This window comes from Fibrobacter sp. UWP2 (assembly GCF_900141705.1).
Taxonomy (GTDB): Bacteria; Fibrobacterota; Fibrobacteria; order Fibrobacterales; family Fibrobacteraceae; genus Fibrobacter.
Window position 1 is genome coordinate 57,369 of sequence record NZ_FQYM01000002.1, and the last position, 24,154, is coordinate 81,522.

At 54.5% G+C, this 24,154-nt stretch carries 21 protein-coding genes; 19 read left to right on the forward strand and 2 right to left on the reverse strand.

The genetic code is table 11. The features are described 5' to 3' along the window. Window positions 1–5 precede the first annotated feature (5 nt). From BUB55_RS02165 to BUB55_RS02245, 17 genes are all read left to right on the forward strand, one after another. Entirely contained in the window at window positions 6–1,418 is a 1,413-nt protein-coding gene (locus BUB55_RS02165) for a lamin tail domain-containing protein (protein ID WP_073187825.1), read from the forward strand. A 19-nt stretch (window positions 1,419–1,437) separates the two neighbouring features. Next, complete coding sequence (locus tag BUB55_RS02170) at window positions 1,438–2,097, forward strand: hypothetical protein (protein WP_143152862.1); 660 nt, start codon at window positions 1,438–1,440, stop codon at window positions 2,095–2,097. Window positions 2,098–2,135: 38 nt separating this feature from the next. After that, on the forward strand, window positions 2,136–3,416 hold the full coding sequence (locus tag BUB55_RS02175) for a PAS domain-containing protein (protein WP_073187828.1): 1,281 nt from the start codon (window positions 2,136–2,138) through the stop codon (window positions 3,414–3,416). Between the two features lie 21 nt (window positions 3,417–3,437). After that, entirely contained in the window at window positions 3,438–3,893 is a 456-nt protein-coding gene (locus tag BUB55_RS02180) for a rhodanese-like domain-containing protein (RefSeq protein WP_159431918.1), read from the forward strand. Beyond that, window positions 3,893–5,149 (forward strand): bifunctional diaminohydroxyphosphoribosylaminopyrimidine deaminase/5-amino-6-(5-phosphoribosylamino)uracil reductase, encoded by a 1,257-nt coding sequence (locus tag BUB55_RS02185; RefSeq protein ID WP_234971763.1) that lies wholly within the window; start codon window positions 3,893–3,895, stop codon window positions 5,147–5,149. The genes BUB55_RS02180 and BUB55_RS02185 overlap by 1 nt, the downstream gene beginning before the upstream one ends. Window positions 5,150–5,175: 26 nt before the next feature. Next, complete coding sequence (locus BUB55_RS02190; protein WP_143152863.1) at window positions 5,176–6,465, forward strand: fibrobacter succinogenes major paralogous domain-containing protein; 1,290 nt, start codon at window positions 5,176–5,178, stop codon at window positions 6,463–6,465. A 58-nt stretch (window positions 6,466–6,523) separates the two neighbouring features. Continuing rightward, window positions 6,524–7,123, forward strand: coding sequence for a riboflavin synthase (locus BUB55_RS02195; protein WP_073187833.1), 600 nt, complete (start codon window positions 6,524–6,526; stop codon window positions 7,121–7,123). Then, on the forward strand, window positions 7,110–8,357 hold the full coding sequence (locus tag BUB55_RS02200) for a bifunctional 3,4-dihydroxy-2-butanone-4-phosphate synthase/GTP cyclohydrolase II (RefSeq protein WP_073187835.1): 1,248 nt from the start codon (window positions 7,110–7,112) through the stop codon (window positions 8,355–8,357). Before BUB55_RS02195 ends, BUB55_RS02200 begins: the two co-directional genes overlap by 14 nt. Window position 8,358: 1 nt before the next feature. Continuing rightward, window positions 8,359–8,820, forward strand: a complete 462-nt coding sequence (gene ribH / locus BUB55_RS02205) for a 6,7-dimethyl-8-ribityllumazine synthase (protein WP_073187837.1) — start codon at window positions 8,359–8,361, stop codon at window positions 8,818–8,820. Window positions 8,821–8,968: 148 nt separating this feature from the next. After that, on the forward strand, window positions 8,969–9,406 hold the full coding sequence (gene nusB, locus BUB55_RS02210) for a transcription antitermination factor NusB (protein ID WP_073187839.1): 438 nt from the start codon (window positions 8,969–8,971) through the stop codon (window positions 9,404–9,406). Next, window positions 9,406–12,516, forward strand: a complete 3,111-nt coding sequence (locus BUB55_RS02215; protein WP_073187841.1) for a glycosyltransferase family 117 protein — start codon at window positions 9,406–9,408, stop codon at window positions 12,514–12,516. The genes nusB and BUB55_RS02215 overlap by 1 nt, the downstream gene beginning before the upstream one ends. Window positions 12,517–12,525: 9 nt before the next feature. Then, entirely contained in the window at window positions 12,526–13,449 is a 924-nt protein-coding gene (locus tag BUB55_RS02220; protein ID WP_073187842.1) for a glycosyltransferase family 2 protein, read from the forward strand. A 35-nt stretch (window positions 13,450–13,484) separates the two neighbouring features. Next, window positions 13,485–14,198: a polyprenol monophosphomannose synthase gene (locus tag BUB55_RS02225; RefSeq protein WP_073187978.1), complete on the forward strand. Its 714-nt coding sequence runs from the start codon at window positions 13,485–13,487 to the stop codon at window positions 14,196–14,198. Continuing rightward, window positions 14,198–15,856 (forward strand): glycosyltransferase family 2 protein, encoded by a 1,659-nt coding sequence (locus tag BUB55_RS02230; RefSeq protein ID WP_073187844.1) that lies wholly within the window; start codon window positions 14,198–14,200, stop codon window positions 15,854–15,856. The genes BUB55_RS02225 and BUB55_RS02230 overlap by 1 nt, the downstream gene beginning before the upstream one ends. Before the next feature lie 98 nt (window positions 15,857–15,954). After that, window positions 15,955–16,212: a Trm112 family protein gene (locus tag BUB55_RS02235; RefSeq protein WP_073187846.1), complete on the forward strand. Its 258-nt coding sequence runs from the start codon at window positions 15,955–15,957 to the stop codon at window positions 16,210–16,212. After that, the gene (locus BUB55_RS02240) at window positions 16,213–18,606 is read left to right on the forward strand and encodes a hypothetical protein (protein ID WP_073187848.1); all 2,394 of its coding nucleotides are present in this window, start codon (window positions 16,213–16,215) and stop codon (window positions 18,604–18,606) included. It abuts the gene before it with no gap. Further along, window positions 18,599–19,699 carry a type IV pilus twitching motility protein PilT gene (locus BUB55_RS02245; RefSeq protein ID WP_073187850.1) on the forward strand — a complete coding sequence of 367 codons (1,101 nt, stop codon included), beginning with the start codon at window positions 18,599–18,601 and terminating at the stop codon, window positions 19,697–19,699. The genes BUB55_RS02240 and BUB55_RS02245 overlap by 8 nt, the downstream gene beginning before the upstream one ends. A 30-nt stretch (window positions 19,700–19,729) precedes the next feature. On the opposite strand, the gene BUB55_RS02250 is transcribed toward BUB55_RS02245, so the two are convergent. Continuing rightward, complete coding sequence (locus BUB55_RS02250; protein ID WP_073187852.1) at window positions 19,730–20,455, reverse strand: endonuclease; 726 nt, start codon at window positions 20,453–20,455, stop codon at window positions 19,730–19,732. A 235-nt stretch (window positions 20,456–20,690) separates the two neighbouring features. Between BUB55_RS02250 and BUB55_RS02255 the strand changes: the two genes are divergently transcribed. After that, window positions 20,691–21,518, forward strand: coding sequence for a hypothetical protein (locus tag BUB55_RS02255; protein WP_143152865.1), 828 nt, complete (start codon window positions 20,691–20,693; stop codon window positions 21,516–21,518). A gap of 17 nt (window positions 21,519–21,535) precedes the next feature. Then, complete coding sequence (locus tag BUB55_RS02260) at window positions 21,536–22,834, forward strand: bifunctional folylpolyglutamate synthase/dihydrofolate synthase (protein ID WP_073187980.1); 1,299 nt, start codon at window positions 21,536–21,538, stop codon at window positions 22,832–22,834. Between the two features lies 1 nt (window position 22,835). On the opposite strand, the gene xseA is transcribed toward BUB55_RS02260, so the two are convergent. Beyond that, window positions 22,836–24,134, reverse strand: coding sequence for an exodeoxyribonuclease VII large subunit (xseA, locus tag BUB55_RS02265; protein WP_073187982.1), 1,299 nt, complete (start codon window positions 24,132–24,134; stop codon window positions 22,836–22,838). Window positions 24,135–24,154 lie beyond the last annotated feature (20 nt).

Sequence of the window (24,154 nt, forward strand, 5' to 3'; positions counted from 1 at the left end):
GAAATTTGCTTTTCATTTTGGTGCTGTGCCTCGCGGCGTGTTCGTTTGCGTGCCCGATGTTTGTGGAATTTTTCCCGGATCCCACTGACGTGGGGGACGAGGAGGGCGAGTTCGTCGAGATTCGCCTGGACGATTTTTTGGCGGATTCCCTGTATGTGCAGTTCGAGGTCAAGTCCGCCCTGTCTTTCAGGTTTCCGCGTGGGGCGAACCGCCTTTTGCTGGTCCACGACTCCTTGAGGTGCCCCAAAAGGGACTCGCTTGTCTGCAGTTCCCTGGGGGCGCTCTCGCTCCCGAATTCCAGGGACAGCTATTGGCGGCTCTGGGCAGGGAGTTGCCGGGATTCGGTCTTTCTCCCTGCACCCAAGCCGGGCAGGGCTTTACAGCGGGTGGCGGAGAGCGACGACTGGGCTTTTACCGTGGGGACGCCCGGGGTGGCCGATCCCGACTACGAACTGGGGCTTGAGGACTGTGGCATCTCGTGGTCGGGGACGGCCTGGCTCCCTGAGGTCGGTTGGACGCTTCGCGGTTTTTTGAGTGGGTGCGATTCGTCGTCCGGCACCCTCGAGGTCCTGGATTTTGGCTCGGGTGTCGGATGGGGCAGGGACGAGGAGGTCTTTTCGGGGCAGTTCTCGCTCACGGCCCCTGCCCGGGGGTCGGCGTGGGTACGGCTGTTCTTGCCCGCCGACGCCGCCCCGACGAACGACACGCTCGATACCCTGCTGGTATACCCGGGGCACCCGCCGGTGGTCATCACGGAAGTGCACCACTGCCCCGAGGAGCCCATGCCCGAGTGGGTCGAGGTCTACAACGCGTCCCGCTACCCGCTGCCGCTTTCGAGGCTCCGTTTTTGCGGCCGGGGCGGTGCCTGGGGCGGGACCCAGGATTCCCTGCAGCCTTACGAGAGCATGATCGTCACCAAGGATACGGCGGGGCTCCGCGAACAGCTCGGCTTCAGGGACGTGCGGATCGCCTATGCCGCCATGGGCTTCTTGAACAACACGGCGGGGAGCTTGCTGCTCTGCTTTGACGGCTCCGCCGTCGATAGCGTCTCGTGGACCAAGAATACGGTCGCCTGCCCCTCGGGCTTTGACCCGCGCGTCGGCCGAGCCGAGAATACGCCGGGCTTCCAACGGCACAGCCCCGGCCCTGCGTCCGAGGAACCGTTCACTTTCCGCCTTTCGTCGCGGGTCATATGCAAGCGGGGGAGCCCGCTCCGGGTCTCGGTTGTAAGCGAATTCGCTGTCCAGGTCCAGCTTTTGGACTCTGCGGGCCATAGTGTGTGGAAGACCTTGGTGCCCCCGGGGGCAAATGCCTGGCAAAATCTTCCGGCCGTGGAACGCTGCGGGGTGGGGGTGTGCTACGTTTCGCTCTCGGTGGGGACTTTCAAAAAGGTGGTGGGTGTTGTTGTACGTCCTTAAATGGTTCGCTTTTTTATGCATGAATTCGCTTGCCTTGGCGCAGGTCCCGTCGCTCCTCTTTTCGCCTGCCGTGGCGGCATACGAGGATGCCGGCTTTGGGGCTGCCTACTGGGTGAGCGGCAACGGTGTTGACGAATGCCATTATGCTGCCTTCGCCAACTGGGAATACCGCGCCTACCGCGGCGCCTTCTATTACAGCTACGGGGAACTCGACTCCATCTATCGCGAAAGTTTCGGTACTTTGGAGGCCGGTCTTGTTTGGAAACATTTTGGCGTGGGAGGCGGTTACGGGCTTGCCATGGAGTGGATTCCCGGGGACGCCTTTTGGGCGCGACACCGTTACGACGTGGGCGCTCTGGGCCATTTCCGCTCGTTGACTCTCGGTCTTTCGCTATCGGGTTTTTCCGAGGAACCTCCCCGTGCGGTGGCGGCGTTCTACTGGCATCCATCGCCCGGGCTTCGGTTCTTTGTGCAGGGGTTCCGCCACGAAGCCGTGACCGGCTACGAGCTCTGCTTTGCGCATCTGTGCGTGGAGTCGGCGTTCCGTGCACCCGGCTTTGCCTTTGCACTTGGGGCGAGTGTCGTCCTGGGGGAGTGGAATATGGGCGGGAATCACTGGTTTGGCGGTGAAGATTTGGACTGGAATGCGTTTTGGGTTCGCAGAAGGTTAAAAAAATGATTATCTTAGGGTAACGTACTTCGCACCCAGAGGCTTACATGGATCCAATTGCCGGCGTTCACAGCTTTACACCCAACATTATTTGGGCGTTTGTCTGTGTAATCCTGTTTGTGTCGACCGTGGTGTCGGTGATGCTTCTTCGCGACAACCGCAACAAGCAAAAGCTGTACAAGAATTTTAACGGGAACTTGAACGAGTTCATTGTGGTGCTCTCGCAAAAGCTGGAGTTCCTGTATGGATTGCCCCTTTTTTTGTCGGACCCTCTTTTTGACCGGTTGAGCAGCGGGCGTAGTTTTGCCGAAATCCTGGGAAGCAGCAACTGGAACCGCATGCGCACCTACATGGACGAAATCGAGAAACACTTGGAAATGCCTTTCTTGTTCTCCCTGCAGTTGGGACCGGACTTTGGCGAAAGGGAATCGTCGAGGAACCTGTGGTACGAAATGCGCTTGGCGATCCAAAAGATCAGCATTGACGAGTCGTACTACATTTGCTTTATCAAGAACATCTCCAAGGAGAACGAGACCCGCGTCGAGAAGGAGATGCTTCAGGATCGCTTTGATTCGCTTTTGCAAAATACGGGGGACTTCCTCTGGAGTTTCGATGTCGAAGACCGTAGCATGAGGCTCCTCACGCCCATGATGGACGAGGAACATCGGGTCATCCCGCAGTCGGTCGGCCTGGTGGACATCCACAAGATGATGCCCGAAGGCGATTACGCCTTGCTCGACAAGGTCTTGAACGAACGCGTGAAAGATTACCGCAATTACGGGTTCCGCGGGGACCCGTTTGAAACGTTGAAGGTCCGTTTTTACGGTTCCGAAAAAACGCTCGTGTGGTACGGCCTGCGCGGGAAACTCACGATGGACGAGAATAATCGACTGGTTTTGCAAGGTACGGCTCGCCGCATGGACGTGGTTCTAGACAACTTGAACATGGGCGAGGGCGAGGAAGTTGTTGCCCTCTTCAATGCGGCCTTGACGTTCCCGGACATTCGCGTGTTTTGGGTCGATCGCGATTACAAAATCCACGGTTGTAACCAGGCTTTTGCTACGGATTTCCAGATTATTGACGTGCATGAAACTTACGGGAAGCAGCTGGACCAGGTGGTGAGTCACCGCATGCTGCCGACTTTTAGCAGGGTCCTTTCCGAAGTGCTCAACATGGGGCGTAGCGTTTCTTGGAAAGGCGGCTTTGAACGCGAAGACCGACTTCTGATGTTCAACGCGATGCCGCTCAAGGCTGAAGACGGCTCCGTGAGCGGGGTGATGGGTGTGTACCTGTTGCTTGATCGCGGTGACTTTACGGATGAAGTGTAATTTTCAAAAAAAGAGGAAAAAATGAAAAAAATATTTGTTTTTTTAATTGGCGTTACGTTTATGCTTGCTGGCTGCAACGAAGCCAAGGCCGGGAAGAAGGTGGAGGCTACGCCTGCTGCCGCAGCGCCGGCGGTACAGCCTGCCGCTCCCGCTCCGGCTGCGCCTGCGGTCGAGGCCTCGAAGGCTTCCATTACCGACATCGACTGGGCGAAGGCTCTCGAGATGCAAAATGCGGGCGCCGTGCTCATTGATGTACGTACCCCGGGCGAGGTTGCCGAAGGTACGGCCCCGGGTTCCATCAACATCCCGCTTCAGGAAGCCGAACAGCGCCTGGCTGAATTCCCGAAGGACAAGGACCTGCTGATTTTCTGCCGCAGCGGCAAGCGCAGCATGGCGGTCTCGAATTTCTTGATCCAGAACGGCTATGAACGCGTGTTCAACGTGGTCGGCGGATTCATGGCGTTCCCGAAGAATTAGTGAACTACCTTCAGCTCGCATTAGAAGAATCTTTCTTCTCGATAGGAATCAGCCGCCCGAACCCGGCGGTGGGTGCCGTCGTGGTGAAGGACGGGATTATCGTGGGCAGGGGGCGTACACAGCGCCCCGGCAGTGCCCATGCCGAGGTCATGGCGCTGCGTGACGCGGGCGAGCTCGCCCGCGGGGCGGCCATCTACGTGACGCTCGAACCGTGCTGCCATTATGGCCGCACGCCCCCCTGCACAAAGGCCATCATCGACGCCGGTATCGCCGAAGTCTACTTTGCGCATGCCGACCCGAATCCGCTGGTGCGCGGCAAGTCCCGTAAGATTCTCGAAGAGGCGGGCCTCGCTGTCTACGAAGGCGAAAATGCTTGTATCCGCGCTTCCGCCAACGCGGTTTCCGAGAATCTCGAGGAACTTTCGGGTGAATGTTCCGAGGGTGGGGAATGCCGTGTGCTCGGATTCGCGGAATCGACTGCTGACGCCAAGCAGGAAGGCCGCAGCGTATATGCCGAGGTGGAACGCTACTTTGAAGCGTACGATTATTTTGTTTGTAATAAAAGAACTTTTGTCGAAGTGAAGGCCGCCGTCTCTGAAGACGGCTTTATGGGGTGTGTTACTGCGGATGGCCGCCACCTGCCGCTTAAAATCACGGGCCAGGGCGCAAACTGCTGGAACCATGAGCTGCGCGCCATGAGCGATGCCGTATTGGTCGGCGCGGGCACGCTCCTTGCCGACAACCCGAGCCTAAATGTACGTTACGCGCAGGGAAACAGCCCCGTGAAAGCTGTGTGGGCGGGCCATCACGAGTTTACTGCACAGGAAGTCGAATCGCTCCGCGTCTTTGCTCCGTGTGCCGAAGGGGCCTTTTTACCAATTGTATTCAGCTGTGTGGCGCAGCCGCATCTGGATGGGCGCGCAGAAATCCTTGAACTCCGTCGCGAATCGTTTACTGAAAACTGGCGCATGATGGTTGACGACCTCTCTGCCCGCGGGATGCACCGTTTGATGGTGGAGCCGGGCGCCGGCCTTGCGCGCGAACTTTTCTCCTCCAGTTTGGATTCAAAAATGCCCCTTTGGAACCGCCTGGACCTTTGGCGTTCCACGGATCCGTCCGTCGAAGCGTCTCTCGAACGCTTGATTGATTCTGGTATGGCGAAATGTGGCCTTGAGTTCCCGGGGCTCCCTTCTTCTGCAGTTGCCAAGGAATCTGCGATAATCGGGCCCGATGTGCTGACGGTTTATTGTCCGTAAGCGAAAAAATTGTATATATTTAAATTATGAACAAGCGAAATCCAGTCTTTTGGATTGTTATCCTCCACATTCTGTTTTGTGGGGCGTTTTTAGCTTGTTCTTCGGATTCCGTTTCAAACAGCTCGGATGAAGAAATTTCTTCATCTTCTGAAGAATCTTCTTCCGGGACGTCGTCATCTTCTGAAAAATTGTCATCCTCTGAGGTGTCATCTTCTAGTGTTTCGTCGTCCTCCGAAATATCGTCGTCTTCCGAAACTTCCGCGAAGACGCCCGAAGAGATTGCGGCGATTAATGCAATTGCCCGCTCCTGTTCGCGCGATTCTTCGATGGCGGATTCGCTTTTGGGCGTGTACGAAAAAGAGGGGAACTTTGGCGAGGCGACGACCAGGCTCGCGGATTGCGCATATTCAATGAGTTTTGAACAGTTGCAAGGTGATGTGATTATCCCATCTGGTTTATATCGCGTTCAAAGAGATCTTGATTTGAATTATCAGGATTTCAAGACGGCTTTCTACAAGTTCTGGCAAGATGATTTTGGCGTAGGGCCTTGCAACTGGGATTCCCTTAACGTCGTTACGCAAAACAAGGATTCGCTGAGTTCTGCAGGTCGATACTTTATCTGTACCGATAAGCGTGAAGGCTTCAATAGCGAAATCAATTGGATAAGGGCAAGCGACCTCCAGGTGAATACTTACAAGCAGGATTGCGACAGTAGCGATTACCGTGAAATCAAGAATTCAACAACGGGTAAGATGTATGTGTGCGACCATGGAAAATGGCGCTACCCCATGGAAGTCGAAGAGGAATGCGGACTTTGCGGAACCGATAATGACGGACTCGTCAAGGCGGGGTCTATTTTTGAGTATGTCTGTGATTCAAGCCAATGGAAATTGAATGAGCTCATTGTGAAGAATTCCAGCGACGACAAGGAATACAGGGCGACGAAGGTGGCCGGCTTGTATTGGATGAGGGATAACATGCAGGCGGATACGGCACGCTTTTCTTGGGATGAAGTCTCTGTGGAGGACTTTTGCCCGAGTGGCTGGAGGCTCCCCACGTCTGTAGAATGGATGTCCTTGTTCAAGGCGATGAATTATAGGGCTTCCAATGCGTCCGTTATGAGGCTGCAAGGTGGTGCCATAGGCTCTTCGGTTTGGTGGACTTCTTCCGAGAGCGGCGCTGACAGTGTCCAGGTGGCATACGTCAATTACCATCCGATGAGTTACGAGGCGGCGCAGAGATTTGAAACCTTTGGCGTGAACACGACTACCAAAACGTATCCGCATTCTGCACGGTGCGTGAAAGACGATTTTTAATCGATTTAGGCGTAAAATCGCGGATTGCCACCGGGAAAATTTCTAAATTTGTCCCCGTATGTTTACGGGAATTATTCAATCTACCGGCGAAATCGTTTCGATAGAGGCTCGTGGTGATGCCCTCTCGATGCGTCTCAAGTCGCCAGGATTTTTCAAGAATTGCAAACTGGGTGACAGCGTCGCAAACGACGGCGTGTGCCTTTCTGTTGAATCTTGTACCGAAGATGAAGCCACTTTTTGCCTGATGCACCAGACGGTCGAGAATACCGCCTTCAAGCAGGCCGCCGTCGGGAAATTGGTCAATCTGGAACTTCCATGCCGTGCCGATAGCTTTATGGGCGGGCATTTTGTGATGGGCCATGTGGACTGCATTACCGAAGTCATCAAGGTGACCCCGCGCGAAACGGGCGTGGAAGTCGACCTGAAGATGCCTGCGGACCTCAAGCGCTACATCATCCGCCGCGGTTCCATCTCTCTGAACGGCATCAGCCTTACGGTCGCAGAGAAGTTCGAGGATTCCATCCGCGTGTGCATCATCCCCGAGACGCTTGCCCGTACGAACCTGCGCAACTGGGTTGCCGGGACTATCGTGAACGTGGAAGTGGACATGCTCGGCAAGTATATTGAAAATTATCTGAAGGAACGTGACCTTGCTTAATACGATTGAAGAGGCCATAGAAGATTTTAAGAACGGCAAGTTCTTGATCGTGGTCGATGACGAAGACCGCGAGAACGAAGGCGATTTCGTAATCGCCGCCGAGAAGATTACGCCCGAAAAGGTGAACTTCATGCTCCACGAGGGCCGTGGCGTGCTCTGCTGCCCGCTGCCCATCCAGCGCTGCCATGAACTCAACCTCACGCGCCAGACTGCCGAGAACACCTCGATTTTGGGAACGCCGTTCACCATCATGGTCGACAAGATCGAAGGCTGCACCACGGGCGTTTCCGCCCACGACCGCGCGGCGACGATTCTTGCCCTTTCGGACCCTGCTTCCAAGCCGAGTGACTTCGGCCGTCCGGGGCATATTTCGCCCCTCTACGCGCAGGAAGAAGGCGTGCTCCGCCGCGCAGGCCATACCGAGGCGGCGGTGGACTTGGCTAAACTGGCGGGCCTGCGCCCGGCGGCCGCCCTGATCGAAATCATGAACGACGACGGCACCATGGCCCGCATGCCGCAACTCGAGGAAGTCGCGAAGAAGTTCGATCTCAAGATTATCTCGATCCGCGACCTCATCGACTACCGCCTCAAGAACGAGAAACTGGTGCAGCGCGTGGCATCCCCGCATGTGCAGACCAAGTACGGCGACTTTACCGCCTACGCCTACAAGAGCAAGACTGACGGCGTGGAACATGTGGCTTGGGTCGCAGGTGACCCCGACTTCAGCAAGCCGGTTTACGTGCGCGTGCATAGTGAATGCCTTACGGGCGATATTTTCGGGAGTATGCGCTGTGATTGCGGCGAGCAGTTGCAGGCAGCCATGAAGTTTATTGGCGAGCACGGAGGCGTGTTCTTGTACCTGCGTGGTCAGGAAGGCCGCGGCATCGGGCTTTGCAACAAGCTCCGTGCCTATGAATTGCAGGAGAAAGGCCTCGACACGGTCGAGGCGAACCTGCACCTCGGGTTCAAGTCCGATTTGCGCCAGTACGGCACGGGCGCGCAGATCCTTGCCGACCTGGGTGTTCGCGAAATGCGCCTCTTGACCAACAACCCGAGCAAGATATCGGGTATCTCGGCCTACGGGCTCAAGATTGTGGAGCGCGTGCCTATAGAGATCAAGCCGAACAAGGTGAACCGCTACTACCTCCAGACCAAAAAAGAGAAGATGGGTCACGCCTTGGCGTTGGACGAAGCCGATCACGGCGCCGCAGAAGTTTTAAACGAAGGAAAGTAACATGAAAGAACTGAAGAATTCCCTCAATGGTGAAGGCATGAAGATTGCGATTGCCGTGGCCCGCTTCAACGAAGTGGTCACCGACAAGCTGTTGAGTGGCGCCGTGCGCCAGCTCGAATCCCTGGGTGTTTCCGAAAAGGACATAACCGTGGCCCATGTCCCGGGCGCCTTTGAACTGCCGGGTATTTGCCGCAAGTTCGTCAATTCCAAAAAGTTTGACGCCGTGATTGCCCTCGGGGCGATCATTCGCGGCGAGACCAGCCATTATGACGTGGTGGTGAACGCCTCTACCGGAGGCATTGCCGCCCTCGCCGCCGAAGGCAAGGTCCCGGTGATCCTCGGGATCCTCACGACCGACACGGTGGACCAGGCCATGAACCGCGCCGGCCTCAAGGCGGGGAACCTCGGCTGCAACTGGGCCACGACCGCTGTCGAGATGGTGAATTTGTATAAGGAAATTTAAGATGAGTTATTAGTTCTAAGTTACGCCCTAAGGGGCTAGCTACTAGACTTTTTCTGTACGAATTTCTAGTAACTAATAACGAGTAACGAGTAACTTGCCCTATAGGGGCATTACAATGAACTTTGAGGAACTTTAAAAAAGAATGACAATGAAACGTAGTTATAGACCAGCGCGAGTGTTTGCAATGCAGTTGCTGTACGCTATGGAGGTTTCCGGCTCTACGGTAGGGGAGGCTCTCCCGGGAGTGCTCTCGGCGCAGCCTCTGCACGACGATCAAAAGAAGTATGGCATGAAGCTCGTGGACCTGGTGCAGGCGCATCGCGAGGAACTGGATCAGGAAATCACGTCGGCGGCAGTCCATTGGGAAATCGAACGCATGGCAAAACTCGACCGCATCCTGGTTCGCATCGCCATGGTGGAACTGCTCTATGTTCCCGACATCCCGACTAAGGTGGCTCTTGCTGAAGCGATCCAGGTGGCGAACAAGTACAGCACCGATAACTCGGGCTCGTTCGTCAATGGCATTTTGGCCGGCTTTATGCAAAAACGTGGAATTATGGCTCAACCCTCGAAGAAGGAAAACTAATCGTGATTAAAGAAAAGTGGATGAAGCATATCTTTGCAGGTATTTCCTGCCTTGTGGCTTTGGTCGTGTACGCCATGACCATGGCTCCGACGGTCTCGTTTTGGGACTGCGGTGAATTTGTCGCCTGCGCGAACACGCTCGGCATTCCGCATCCTCCTGGAACGCCGTTTTTCGTGTTCTTCGCCCGTGCCGCGATCGTGTTGCTCCCCTTTGTGGAAGAAATCGCGAAGCGCGTGAACTACATCTCGGTGGTCTCCTCCGCCGCGACAGTCTACGTGACGGCTCTCTTCGCTTGGGAATTGCTCGCCACGGTCCTCAAGTCCCCGAAGTTCACGGAGGTCATCTCTGACAAGGTCCGCAACATTGTGCTCGCCACGGCGGCTCTCGTCTCCGGCTTCCTCCTCACGTTCTCGGACACCTTCTGGTTCAACGCCGTTGAAGCCGAAGTCTATGGCATCGCCATGTTCATCCTCATGCTCATCTCGTATCTCGGCCTCGTGTGGTACAACAAGAAGGACGAAGACGAAGATGGCGCCAATCGTATTTTGATTTTCATTTGCTACATCGCCTTCTTGGGCGTGGGCGCCCACCTCTATACCATGCTTACGGTGCCGGCCGTGTTCGTCTTGTTGCTCGTTGCCGAACCCAAGAAGATTTTGGAACGCATACCCATTTGGATTACGGGTACGCTCCTCTGCTCTGTGATCTACATGGTGTCCGCCTTTATCGAGATTTCGATTGTCTGCCTAGTGGTGCTCGCCGTCCTGACGTTTGTCAAGCCGTTCAAACCGGGTGTGCAAAAAGCGGTCAAGCTTTCGCTCGCCTTTGCGTTCTTTGCCCTTGTCGGTTACAGCACGCACCTCTATATTCCCATCCGTTCCGAACTCAACCCGACTGTCGACGAGAACAATCCCGAAATCAACATCCGTGACGACCAGGGCAACCTCCAGTTGGGCAATCTTTTCAAGGCAGAGAACTGGAAGGCGTTCAACGACTTTGTGGAACGCAAGCAGTACGGTTCCGAGAGCATGCTCAGTCGTGCGTTCTACCGCCGTTCTCAAATTGTCCACCAGGTGTTCAGCTTCCCGAGCATGAGCTACGGTGGCTACCAGATGGCTCAGTACCTGCCTTACAAAGTGGGCGGGGTGAACTACGCCAATGGCGTCTACACCTTTGACGCGTCCGAGAACGAACCGCTGGAACGCTTTGGCATCAAGTTCCCCACGCAGATGACCTTCATGGGTGATGCGCTCCTTCCGCAGTTCCTCATCTTCCTCATTTTCAATGGTCTCCTCGTTATGGTTTGCGTCTTTATTTGGAAGCGCAACCGCCACTTGGGTATTTTCACCTCTGTTCTTTATGCCCTCTGCTCGCTTGGCCTGTTGTTCTACATCAACTTCGCTGACGGCACACGCATGGAACAGCGTGAACACGACTACTGGGTCTCCATCATGACCCGCAATGTGGGCGACCTGAACCGCAATGGCGCCAATATTACGGCTCTCCCGGACCCGAACGACCTCATTGACCTGCGCCAGAACATTGAACGCGGCAAAATCCGCGTCGAGGCCCTCCGCCGTCATGGAGCCGATGCTGGCAAAATCGCCGAAGTCGAAAAGAAGATTTCGGATTACGAGAATACCGCCGCTTGGCAGAACTGGAAAAAGATCGAGGCTGGCTTTGCCCAGGTGGGTAGCCGCGCTCCGTTCCCCGACGCCGTTCACATGGAAGTCCGCGAACGTGACTACTTCTACACGCCGGCGTTCATCTTTATGAGCCTTATCTTTGGCGTGGGCGCCGGAATCCTGGTACTGACCTGCGCCACCACGGCCGCCACGGCTTCGTTTGCCGCCCCGCTTGCCGCATTGCTTGCCGTTGTGTCTTTTGCGGTCCCGTGCATTTCGAACTACGAGGAACACGACCGCTCCGGTCTTTGGGTTCCCTGGGATTACGCCTACAACCTGCTGAACAGCTGCCGCCCGAACGCCATCCTCTTTACGAATGGCGACAATGACACCTTCCCGCTGTGGTTTGCGCAAGAAGTCGCAGGCATTCGTAAGGACGTGCGCGTGGTGAACCTCTCGCTCGGCAATACCGACTGGTACATTAAGCAGATGCTCGACAACGAGCCCATCCTCAAGTTGAGTTACGACAAGGCCGCCATTGACCGCGACATGGTGCTCGATAACAGCAGTGCCAACAACCCGAACCACCAGGTTTCTACCTGGGTGCGTCAGGCCGAACGCCTGATGCCGCAGCTCAAGGCCCGTATCGACCAGATGGAAGGCCAGGAACTGAGCGCCGCTGATTCTGCGAAGCTGCTCCAGTTCAAGGTCCACTACCAGGTTTGGGACGCCTTCCACGATTGGGCGGCACGCACCCGCAGCAGCATGATGCTCACGCAGCACAAACTGGTGATTGACCTTGCCCTGCAGAACATGGACAAGCCGATTGAAATTTCGACGACGGTCGGTACTTCCAACTTCATGGGCCTCGAAAAGTACATGGTCCAGGAAGGCCTGGTGTACAACTTGGTGAAGGGCGACCTCACTCCGAAACGCAACGAATTCGATGCCGCCTACACGGCAAACCTCATCGACAATACCTTCAAGTATCGCGGTCTTGGTGACGGCACCGCCTACATCAACTCCGAAACGGAACGCCTGCTGTCAAGCTACGTTTCGCTGTACTTGCAGATTTCGTTTGATGCCCGTGAACAGATGGCGAAACTCCGTCAGGAACGTCCGTTCACCGCCGAGAAGAAGGCCCAGGTCGATAGCCTCGCCGCCATGGCGGGCAAATACCTGGAACTCGGCATGAAGCAGTTCCCGCGTGAATGGCGTAACTATTGGGCTGCCGCCTATGTTTACGAAGTCGCCGGCATGAAGAAGGAAGCCCTTGAAGTGCTCGCTCGCGGTCTCAAGAATATCCCCGCTTTTGACGAAGGCGGCCGTGAACGCCTGGCTGTAAGCGTGAAGCAGATTTCCCAGATGTCCGATGAACCGCTCCAGGTCGAGGACGCTCCTGCCGAAACGGATTCTGCTAAGTCCGACTCCGCAGCCGATTCTTCGAAGGTCGATTCTACTCCCGTTGTCGCTTCTGCAAATTAAGAGGTTCTGATGGATTTAAGTATGGTCATCCCGGTCAAGGAAGAAAGCGAAAATCTTCCTGACCTGCTAAAAGAGATTGTGGCTGCCATGGCTCCCACGGGCTGGGAGTACGAGGTCATTGTGGTCGATGACGGCAGCCGCGACAACACTTGGGAAGTTCTTGAGAACCTTTCCAAGGAATATCCCTTTATGCATGGTTACCGGTTCCAGTTCAACTGCGGCAAGGCCGACGCCCTCGCACTTGGTTTTTCGAAGGCCAAGGGCAAGTACGTGGCGACGCTCGACGGCGACTTGCAAGATGACCCGCTTGAAATCCCCAAGATGGTCGCGATTTTGGAAGAGGGCTACGACCTGGTCTCGGGCTGGAAAAAGCACCGCCTGGATCCGTGGCACAAAACCATGCCTTCCAAGCTCTTCAACTTGACGGTGTCCATGGTCTGCGGCAAGCGCCTGCACGACTTTAACTGCGGCATCAAAGCGTATCGCCATTCTGTGGTCCGTTACATTGAGCTTTACGGCGATTACCACCGCTTTATCCCGGTGATGGCCAAGTGGCAGGGCTTCCGCATCACCGAGATGCCTGTGGCGCATCGTGCCCGCGTTCACGGCGTCTCCAAGTACGGCATCTCCCGCCTTGTCTCTGGGTTCCTGGACTTGGTCTCGCTCTTGTTCATGCGCAGCTTTTCGACCAAACCGCTCCATTTCTTTGGCCTCATCGGCCTGGTGTTCATGCTGGCCGGCCTTGGCATTTGTGGTTACTTTGGCTACGAGTGGTTCCAAACGGGAGCCATGCATGTGCGTCCGCTTTTGCTTGCCGGCGGATTCTCCCTGGTGATGAGTGTCCAGTTCTTTTCGCTTGGCCTGCTTGCCGAGATGATGAACGGCAATAAAAGGCGAACTTACCCAATTGCCGATACTTTTGGCGAAGAATGATTTGTAGATTAATGGAATAAATGCTGGAGAATGTTATGTCGTTTCCTAAGAGCTTGGTGATTATCCCGACCTACAACGAGAAAGAGAATATCTTGCTCATCATGTCCGCTATTTTGGAACAGAATGAGTGCCTGGAGATTCTTGTTGTCGATGACGGATCCCCGGATGGTACTGGCGATATGGTCCAGGCTGAGGTCGACAAGAATCCCCGAATCCACTTGCTCCGTCGTAAGGGCAAGATGGGGCTGGGCTCCGCCTACGTGACGGGTTTCAAGTGGGCTCTCGAAAGGGACTACGAACGCGTTTTTGAAATGGACGCCGACTTTAGCCATGCTCCGACCGATTTGACCCGCTTTTTGGAAGCTGCCGAGGAGGCCGACTTGGTCTTGGGCAGTCGTTACCTGAACAACCGTATTAGTGTAGTGAACTGGGATTTGCGCCGCCTTATTTTGAGCTATGGCGCCAACGTGTATACCCGTATGGTCACACGCCTCCCGATTAGCGATGCTACGGGTGGTTTCAAGTGTTTCCGTCGTGAGGCGCTGCAGGCATTGAACTTGGACAAGATGAAGAGTGACGGCTATTGCTTCCAGATCGAGACGACTTTCAAGATTTGGAAGAAGGGCTTTAATGTAAAGGAAATCCCCATCGTGTTTACCGACCGCACCCGTGGCACATCCAAGATGAGCGGGGGCATTATTTCGGAAGCGTTCTTCCTGGTTCTCAAACTCCGCCTGGGTCTCGCCTAATGACTTCCCCGGAATATTCTTGTTCCATTGTCATTGTCGCCTACAATTCGTGCGACTTTATTCCGGCTTGCCTCAAGTCGGTTCGCGACGCTTGCGAGGGCATCGATTCCCAGATTATTGTTTTGGACAACGGTTCCACGGAACCGATTCTCCCCGAAATCAAGAAGTTTTTCCCCGAGGTCCTTTGGCTCGATTCCGAAGTGAATCTCGGATTTGGCAAGGGCTGTAACCTTGCCGAAAAAGAGGCGACCAAGCCTTACTTGTTCTTCATCAATCCCGACACCGTGATTTCTCGTGATTCCTTCCGCGAAATGCTCAAGTTCATGCACGAGCACCCGGAGGCGGGAACGGTGGGATGTCGCATTTTAAACGAGGACGGCTCCATCCAGTGGGCGTGCCGTCGTTCGTTCCCGACCATCATTTCGGCAGTGTCCAAAACTATCGGTTTGGCGGCTCTATTCCCCAAGAACAAGACTCTTGCTTCGTACAACATGACGTTTGCTGACCCGGACGAGATGATCGAGGTCGATGCCATCAGTGGTTCGTTCTTTTGCATACGCCGCGATGTGTACGAGCAGTTGAACGGCTTTGACGAAGACTTCTTTATGTACGGCGAGGACTTGGACCTGTGTTTCCGCACCAAGTTGATGGGTCTCAAGAACTACTATACGCCGGTGACGAACATTTTGCACTTTAAAGGGCAAAGTTGCCGCACCCGCCGTTGGAAGTCGTATGTCGACTTTTACCAGGCGATGCTCATTTTTGTGAAAAAGCACAAGGACCTTTACTTTGTCCCTAATTTTTTAGTTTCCTTCGGCATTGTCCTTGCCGCATGTCTTGGCGTGTTTTCCCGCGTAATTCCTCAGTTTTGGAAAATATTCCTCGACTTGGGCGTGATTGCTGTATGGGCTCTCGTATTGTTGCCCGGCTTAGGCAACGATGGACACCTTTTTACCCCCATTAAGGAATCCATAGGGGTAACAACGACGTTTGAAGACTGGTGGCTTGTGGGAATTGTCGCCTTGGTGAATGTCGTGCTCTTGACGTTCCTTGGTGAATATGCTCGTTCTAGTCTCAAGGGCGAAAAGTTCTTGCGGTACCTTGTGCCACTAAACCTTGTTGCGGTGGGAGGGTATGAGGCGTTCCGTTATTTTGCTCAGGTTTCTTATGACCCAGGAGACTGGTCTAGGATCTATACCAGTATTGGGTGGTGCGTCTATGTCGTTTGCTCTAGCCTCTTTATCCCGCTAGCGCTTTTGGCCTGGCGCCGTATTGCATTTTGGATAAACTATTTTTATCGCATCTTCGCGAAAAAGCGTCACCGCTCCATCTTGCTTGGCGGCCGCGAGGATTCGCTCAACAACTGGTTTGACAGCTACAACGTGATTCCCGGCATCGAGATTCTCGGCTGTGTGAGCGGCGAGCCCGAAAAACTCTCCGAAGAGAACCGCAAGCACCTGCTCGGGCCCCTTTCGGACATGGAAAGCATCTGCAATCGTACGGGTTGCCGCGAACTCCTGGTCGTGTCCAATTTCTCGGGTTACCGCGAACCTTTTGACTTGGATTGGCTCCAAAAGCTGCAATTGAAGGTGTTTTTGCTCATTGGAAATGGTAAAAACGGCAATTTTGCCCTTGTTGACCTTAAATATCTGCATTAATTGGGATAATTCCTTTTCCCTTTCTTTGAAATAGAGTTATTTTTACCATGTAAATAGGGCGGTCTCTACCGTCCTAAGTGGTTGATTATAAAGGTCTTATGTTCGATACTAATCTTTTGGATATCCTCTGCTGCCCCGAGACTCGTGGGGCGTTGAAATTGGCTGACGATGCCTGCCTGGCATCCCTCAACAAGGCCATCTCCGCTGGTACGCTCAAGAACGTGGCTGGCGAAAAGATTTCTGAAACTTTGGAAGAAGCCCTTGTCTCCGAAGACGGTAGCCGAGTCTACCCAATTCGCGAGGGCATCCCTGTACTTTTGTCTGACGAAGCAATCTCTCTTCCCGTGGGGGCGTAAATGGCTGCTACACAGTTGGAATCCTTGAAAAAGAGCATTGGTAAAAAGAAGGCCAAGTCCCAGGCGTTCGCTTGGCTTGCCGACTTGGAACGCGAGTCCGGTGACCTGGACACCTCGCTCCAGCGTGTGGACGGTGGTCTTACCATGTACCCGAGCGACGTTCCGGCGATGCTCGTCCGCTCCATGATTCTGTTCCAGAAGGGTGACTTCGAGGGCTGCATTGCCGAATGTGAAAAAGTTTTGAAGTTCGACCCGTTCTGCCTTTCGGCACAAAAGCGCATGGGTGATGCCTATGAACAGCTGGGCAACGAGAACGAACGCAACAAGTGCTATCGCCGTGTACACGATATGGACCCGCTTGACCCCTTCTGGAAGGAAGAATACGAGAACGTGGTCGAAGAAGCCGCTGCCGCCGCGGGCGTTGCTGCCGCCGCCGGTCTCGAGATGAACGATGTGGACTTCTCCATGCCCGATGTGGGTACTTCCGCCGAAGCCAGTCCGGCTGTGGAAGGTGCGGAATCTGCACCGGCAGGAGTGGGCGAAAATGCCGAACCGGCTGCCGAGGGCGAACTGAATTTGACTCCGACGGACAACGCTCCTGCAGAGGACGACCCGTTTGCCGCCCTCTCCGCCTTGCTTCCGAATGTAGATTCGGGTGAAGAAGCAGCTATGGATTCTCTGCAGGCTTCCTTGGATACCGCCATGGCCGAAATGGCTAAGGACGAACCGTCCGCCCCCGAAGTGTTCCCTGCCGACGACGAAGTCTCTGGCAGCGATGTGGGCTCGGCTCTTTCCAACATGTTCGGTGTCGAAGACGATGTGGAACCGGAAGCCCCGGCATCCCCGTTTGCCAAGTTGGACTTGCCGGTGTCGTTGGACGATGAACCGGCTCCTGCCGAGGCCGCCCCGGTGCAGGATGAACAAGTTTCTGAATCGATTGAAGAGGATAAACCGCAGAGCGTGGATAACGCTTTCGATTCCATCTTTGGCGAGGACGAACTCCCCGAAGAAAAACCGCAGAGCGTGGACAGCGCCTTCGATTCCATCTTTGGCGAAGATGAATTGCCCGAAGAGAAACCGCAGAGTGTGGACAGCGCCTTTGATTCCATCTTTGGCGAGGACGAACTCCCCGAAGAGAAACCGCAGGGCGAAGTTGAACAGAAGCTTGCGGAAGAACCTGCACCCGAGGAATCGTCCTCGATGTTCGAGAAGTCCGCTACCGAGGATTCCCTCTTTGACAAGAGCGCTGATGCCGACCTTTCGATTGAAGATTCCTCCTCGATGTTCGACAAGAGTGCCGATGCCGATGGCCTGTTTGAAAAGTCCGCGGACCGTGACATGGAATTGTCTGCCGAGACTCCTGCCGAAGACGCTGCCGTACAGGAAGAAACTGTCGAAGAACCTTCTGCTGAAGATTCGCTTCCCGAAGAATCCCTGCAGGTTACGGGGAACGATTTCTTTGACGACTCCGCCGCGGAGACGGCTCCCGCTGAACCGGTTGCGGAAGAACCTGCTCCGGCTGACGAAGACCGTGCAATTAGTGTAGATAGCGCACTGGATGCTTTGTTTGGCTCCGATGACGACGACCTGCCCGAAGAAAAGCCTGCTGAAAGCGCAACCCCCGTTGAGGAAGAACCCAAGGAATCCCTTGTGGAACAGGTGACCTCTGCCGAGGACGAGCTGGAAATGCCCACTGCAGAAACGGCCAAGGATGAAGCCAAAGAATTTGAGAAGGAAATGGGTGGCGCCTTTGCCAGCATCTTTGGCGAAGATGACGATGACCTGGATTTGCCTGAGGCAAAAAAGGAATCCGCGAACGAAGTTCCTGCTCCATCCCAAGAAGACACGGGTGCCGCTCTAGAGGAGGCTCCCGCGACGGACGCTTCGCTTGAAGCGGACCTCGACAAGTCGTTCAACAGCTTGTTTGGCGAAGATTCGGCTGCCGATGAAACTCCGGCAGAGAACGTTGCCGAAGCTCCTGCAGCGCCTGTTGCCGAAGTCCCGGCCGCAGTAGAAACCGAATCGCTTGAAAATGAAATTGACGGTGCGTTCAAGGGTTTGTTCCAGACGGACGACGATTCGCTCCCCGAAGAAAAGACCGAGAACAACAAGGGCGTCGATTTTTTGATGTCCGGTGACTCCGACGACGAAGTCTCCAGTGGACTCATCAAGGATCCGTCGGCTCCGCTCGAACGCGGTGCCACCGATTTGGACGAGAGCCTGAACACCAAGACTCTTGCCGAGATCTACTTTGAACAGGGCTTGTACGGCAAGGCTTTGGACATTTACGAGGACCTTGCCCGTAAGGAACCCGACAATGCCGAAATAGCAAGCCGACTCCAAGAAATTGAAAAGGCTTACCGCGAAAAGTTCGGAGACAACGCCAATGGCTGATTTGAGAATTGAACAACTCCTCCGCGCCATGGTCGAGAACAAGGCTTCCGACTTGCACATTCGTACCGGCGTGCCGCCCATTTACCGTATTAACGGCTCCCTGGTAAAGCTCTTTGACACGCGTGTGGACGCGAACATGATGGACTCCTTTTTGGACGACATTATGAATCGCGACCAAAAGAATCGTTTTGAACAAAATAAGGAATGCGACTTTGCTGTGGGCGCCCGCGATATGGGCCGTTTCCGTGTGAACGTGTTCCGTCAGCGCGGCACCATCGCTGTGGTGATTCGTCACATCAAGGCGCGAATCCCCGCCTTTGAAGAACTTCATTTGCCCGAAGTCATTCGCGACATGGCGCTTTCACGTCGTGGTCTAGTGTTGGTGACGGGAACGACGGGCTCCGGCAAGTCAACAACGCTGGCTTCGATGCTTGACTATATCAATCACAAGGAAGCCGTCAACATCATTACCGTTGAAGACCCTATCGAATACCTTTACAGGGACGAGAAAGCCATCATTTCGCAGCGCGAAATCGGCGTGGATACGCTTTCGTATGCGAACGCCCTGCGTGCCGCTCTCCGTCAGGACCCGGACGTGCTCCTCGTGGGCGAAATCCGTGACCTTGAGACGATGCAGATTGCGCTTACCGCTGCCGATACGGGCCACATGGTGTTCGCGACTATCCATACGACGAACGCTACCGAAACTATCCAGCGTGTGCTTTCCATGTACCCGCCGCACCAGCACGACGAAATCCGTTTGCTTTTGGCCGAAGTCTTGGCGGGCATCATTTCGCTACGCTTGTTGCCGACCGCCGATGGCCAGGGCCGAGTCCCTGCAGCCGAAGTGCTCGTGAACACCGCCGCCATCAAAGAGTATATTCGCGACAAGGATAAACTCGAGATGGTGGAACACGCCATTGCCGAAGGCCACATGCAGTACCGCAGCCAGACCTTTGACCAGGCCTTGCTGAACTTGTACCAGAGTGGTCAGATTTCCTTGGAAACCGCCATGAATGCGGCGACGAACAAGGATGACTTCGATCTTAAGATTCGCGGTATTTCCGGTACGTCCGACCGCGGCTGGATGTAATCATTCTTACCGCTTTTCGAGATGCCCGCGTCAATGCGGGCATTTCTCGTAGACGAACGGGTTGTGGTCGCCTTGCACCTTGAAAATGCGGCGGTCACGTTCGCATTCCTTTTCGGTGACGGGGTACATCTTGTCCCAGGCTTCAAAGAGTTTGCGGTCTTGATTCGACAGCTTTACGCCGTACGTTTTTTCCATGTAAAAGCTCGCGCGGGCGATAATGCCGCGGGCTTCTTCGCGGGGCTGCGCCTTTTTGAGCTTGAAGTCCACAATCGTTTTGCATCCGCCGTACATGGGCTCGGGATCGTTTGTCCATTGGCTGTACATAAAGTTGCTGCGGTCCCCGTTGACTTCGCCAATGGCGGGGTAGAGGTTGTGCAGGTCGCCTTCCATGATTTTGAAGGTGGTATCGTTCGCGCTGCAGTTCTTGCGCCCGCCCTCTTGCCAGCAGGGTAAAAAGTGCCCCATGTTGTGGGCAGTCACGATGTGCTCCCACTCAATGCTCTCGGCGCGCTTGTTGCTTTTGCGCTTGGGGTTGTATCGCGGCTTGAAATCGCAGCTGCTGAAGTCTATATGCTTTTTGTCCATGTACTTGCACCCGCAATAGAGTGTCTCTTGCAGGTCGCCGTAGTAAATTCGTTTCATTTGCTTGCTCGCGTCGCGGTAGTTGTAGTGCTGTGGGGCGGCCTCGGGGTCGACTTTCGCAAAAGCAATAGAAAAGCACGCAGCCAGGAGCAGTGGAAGTGCCGATAATCTCATAATAAAAACCGTAGTGTGTATGTAGGGAATATAGATTATTTATTTAATCGTTGCGGGAAATGTAGGATTTAAAATGAAAATGATCTTTTTGACGTCCTTGCAAAGATGTATGTATATTTATACTAAATGCGCCTAACTTCGTTTCTAATACTGGCAGTCCTTTCTATAAACCTATTTGCATCGGATAGGTTCTCTGTTGAAACGTTAGACGAGCAGCCTTAAGGAGGATTGGATTATGAAAAAGCTAATGCTGTTGATGCTTGCTCTTGTCGCCTGCGTGTGGGGAGAAGTCTTTGTCAAGGACTCAATTCATATAGTTTTCCCTCAAAATATTGCCAATTACTTAGGTGCTGATGATGAAAAATGTTTTTTTGGACAGTTGCCTAATGGAAAGCCTGCGCGGCTTTATATGAATGATTATGGTGGGTGTGTTAATGATGTATGTAGTTCTATTCTTGATTCCAGTGTTTTTTTTATGCATGAGGAAGTTGAGGCCGGGGACGGGTGTCGTTACGGATTTGATTACTATTCTAAGGGATCGGATTGCTTGGACTTCTATTTTTATATTCTTTCCGATGCAACGCATTCGCTAATGGATGTGATCAGTGATGAATTCAAACGGTTTCAAGAATGCGGATTATTCGATATTTCAAGTGAAAGGTTGAAATCAATCCTGTCTGATATGGATTCTCTTGTACCAAAGCAGGAAGAAAATCATAACTATGAAGCGTATGTGACTGATTGCGGTGATGGCTCCGGTTGTTTAAGTGATTGCTACAAAACTGGTCCTTGTTTTTGGCTGTCGGAAGAGACAAGCCTTAATGAAATCTTGAAAAAGCGTAATGCGCAGACTTCTATTCCGTATCATGTAGCTTTTGCAGCACGCATTACTGTTGAAAATGGTCGATTGCTTGTTCCGGAGGGACTTGAATCCAGTGCGTATATGCTGTACGACTTGAACGGGCGTGTCCTGCGCGGAGGTTTCCTTCATAACAATATGGCTTTGCCTCGTGAGCCTGCAATCTTACGTGTAAAAGATTACGGTGACGTCTACTTGAAGTGATTTCTATATTTGTGCCCATGCAAACTGCCGGTATGGAATACCTTGAGTCGCGCCTGATGTTCGGGATGGTCCCCGGACTCGAATCGACGCGCAGGCTTTGCGAGGCGCTTGGAAACCCGCAAGAAAAATTCAAGACGATTCATGTGGTTGGCACTAACGGCAAGGGCTCCACGAGTTACTACCTCGCGGGCATTCTGCAGGCGCACGGCTTCAAGACGGGACTTTACACGAGTCCTCACTTGGTGAGCCTTCGCGAACGCATCCGCGTAAACGACAAGCCGATTCCCGAAGCCGATTTGGAACGCCTCCTGCTCGCGGTCAAAAATGCCGCGGAGCGTGAACGCATCGAACCTACGTTTTTCGAGGTGCTGACGCTAGTCGCTTTCCTCTACTACGCGGAGCAGGGCGTGGACGTGGTGTCGATGGAAGCGGGCATGGGCGGGCGCCTGGACAGTACTGCGATTGCTTGCGGTGGCATTGTGGTGTTGACGAGCGTGGGGCTTGAACATACCGAGGTGCTGGGCCCTACCGAAGAGGCGATTCTCAAGGAAAAAATGGCGGTTGCCGATGCCGGCGGCGATGTTGCTCACAAGATTTTCATTGTCGGGGGCGTTTCGGACAAGCTAAAGGTCGAGGCGCAGGCTTTTACCGACGCCCGCGGTGCCGCTTGCGAGTTCCCGCAGGTACGTCGCGGTGTCGAACTCCCGAATCTCGGGCGCCACTATGTGGAGAACGCGAGCCTTTCGCTTGCGGCGGCGGAGCGGTTCATCGCCCGCGACGGCCGATGCGCATACGATGATGCGCTTGCGCTTTCGGCGCTCAAGACGCGCTCCTGGGCGGGCCGCATGCAGACGCTCCGCGGTCTGGATGGCGGTGTCCGCATCATATTGGACGGGGCTCACAATTCCCATGCGGTACGCCGCCTTGTCGAGACCCTGGACGAATATTATCCCGGTCAAAGATTCCATTGCCTTTTCGGTGCGCTCAAGGACAAGGACGTGGGCGAGATGCTTGCCTTAATGGCCCCGCATGTTTCGCACTGGCATGTCACAAAGACTTCGTACCCCAGGTTCCGCGAACTTGACGACGTATGCGCCGAGCTCTCGAAAGCCGGGGGCGTCGTGGAGAGCGCGGAAGAACTTTCTCGCGGGTATATCGACAAGATTCTCTCGGGGTTGCATGCTGATGGCAACTCGCCGCTCCTGATTACGGGCAGCCTCTACATGATTGGCGCCTGCGTCGAGATGCTGAAGGATGATTTTGCGGAACTAGCCTTTTTCCGCGACTTGGTTCCTACTACGAACGAACACCGTTAGACTATTGCACGACCGATTCTACGGCGCCATCGCGGAACCGGGTCTTGAGCACATCCCCGGGTTTTAACTGGGCTGCGTTGCGAACGAACTTGCCGTCGGCACCCAAGGTCAACGTGTAGCCCTTGGCGAGGGCGGTCTGTGGATCGGCGCCCTTCACTCGAGTCTCCAATAGCTCGAACCTGGATTTTGCCAAGTCCAGAATTTTTCGGGATCCTTGCTTGAGACCCTCGTGGTTGCGTTGCAGGCGGTTGTTCTCGTTTTTCACAATGAACTGGACGTCTTTTTGGAGCGTGTTGGCAATGACGGTGTGCTTTGTTCTTTCTTGCTGCAAACGGGTCGAGACGACCTGCTGCAATTGGTTCGCGGAAGCGGTCAGGTACCGGTTACTTTCGACCAGCAGGTTCTTGGTCTGGTCGGCGATACTCTTGGCGACATCCATTGTGTGTGTCCAGCTCTCGGTCACGCGTTCCACCAGTCGCTTGGCGCAGTCGGTGGGCGTAATGCACGAGAGGTAGGCGACTTCGTCAAGCAGGCTCTTGTCTATCTCGTGCCCAATCCCGGTAAAGACGGGGATTGGACAGTTGGCTACGGCGCGGCAAAGCGCTTCGCTGTCAAAATAGTTGAGGTCGGTCTTGGAGCCGCCTCCGCGCACAATGCATATCACGTCGATTTCGGGGTCGGCGAGGAGTTTTTCAATGGCGGCGATTACGCTTGCCTCGGTCTCGTTGCCTTGCATGCGGGCGTAGGCGGTAGAGACCTTGAAGCGGAACGGGCTCGCGTCGAGTTTTGTGGTAAAGTCCTTGTAGGCGGCAGTCTTTTCGCCGGTGACGAGGCCTATGCGCAAGGGGATGGCGGCGAGGGGGAGTTTCTTGTTTTTTTCGAGCAAGCCTTCGAGGGCGAGCCGTTTTAAAATGGCGCTCCTGGTGAGGGCGAGTTCACCGAGCGTATAGACGGGGTCAATGTCGAGGATGGTCCCCTGGAGTTTGCCGAACGGAACGTATACGTCGGCCTTGAGCAAAAAGCAAACTTTGAGTTGCTCCTTGATTTCAAAGGGGGTGGGGCAGGCTAGAGCCTTGAGACGAATGTCGGCGAACCGTCCGGCGTAGCAGCTGAGCGCGATGGTCGCCTCGGGTTTCACATCTCCCTCCCTAAAATCGGCGATGCTCATATAGACCATGTTGCCCTTCTCGGTGAGTTGGGTGATGACTCCATGCACCCACACGGTCGGAGTGTCTTCGAGCTTCTTTTTAATGGCGGTTAAAAAGTTTTTAACCGTATATGAGCGGATTTCAGGTTCCATAAACATTATTTTGCACAATT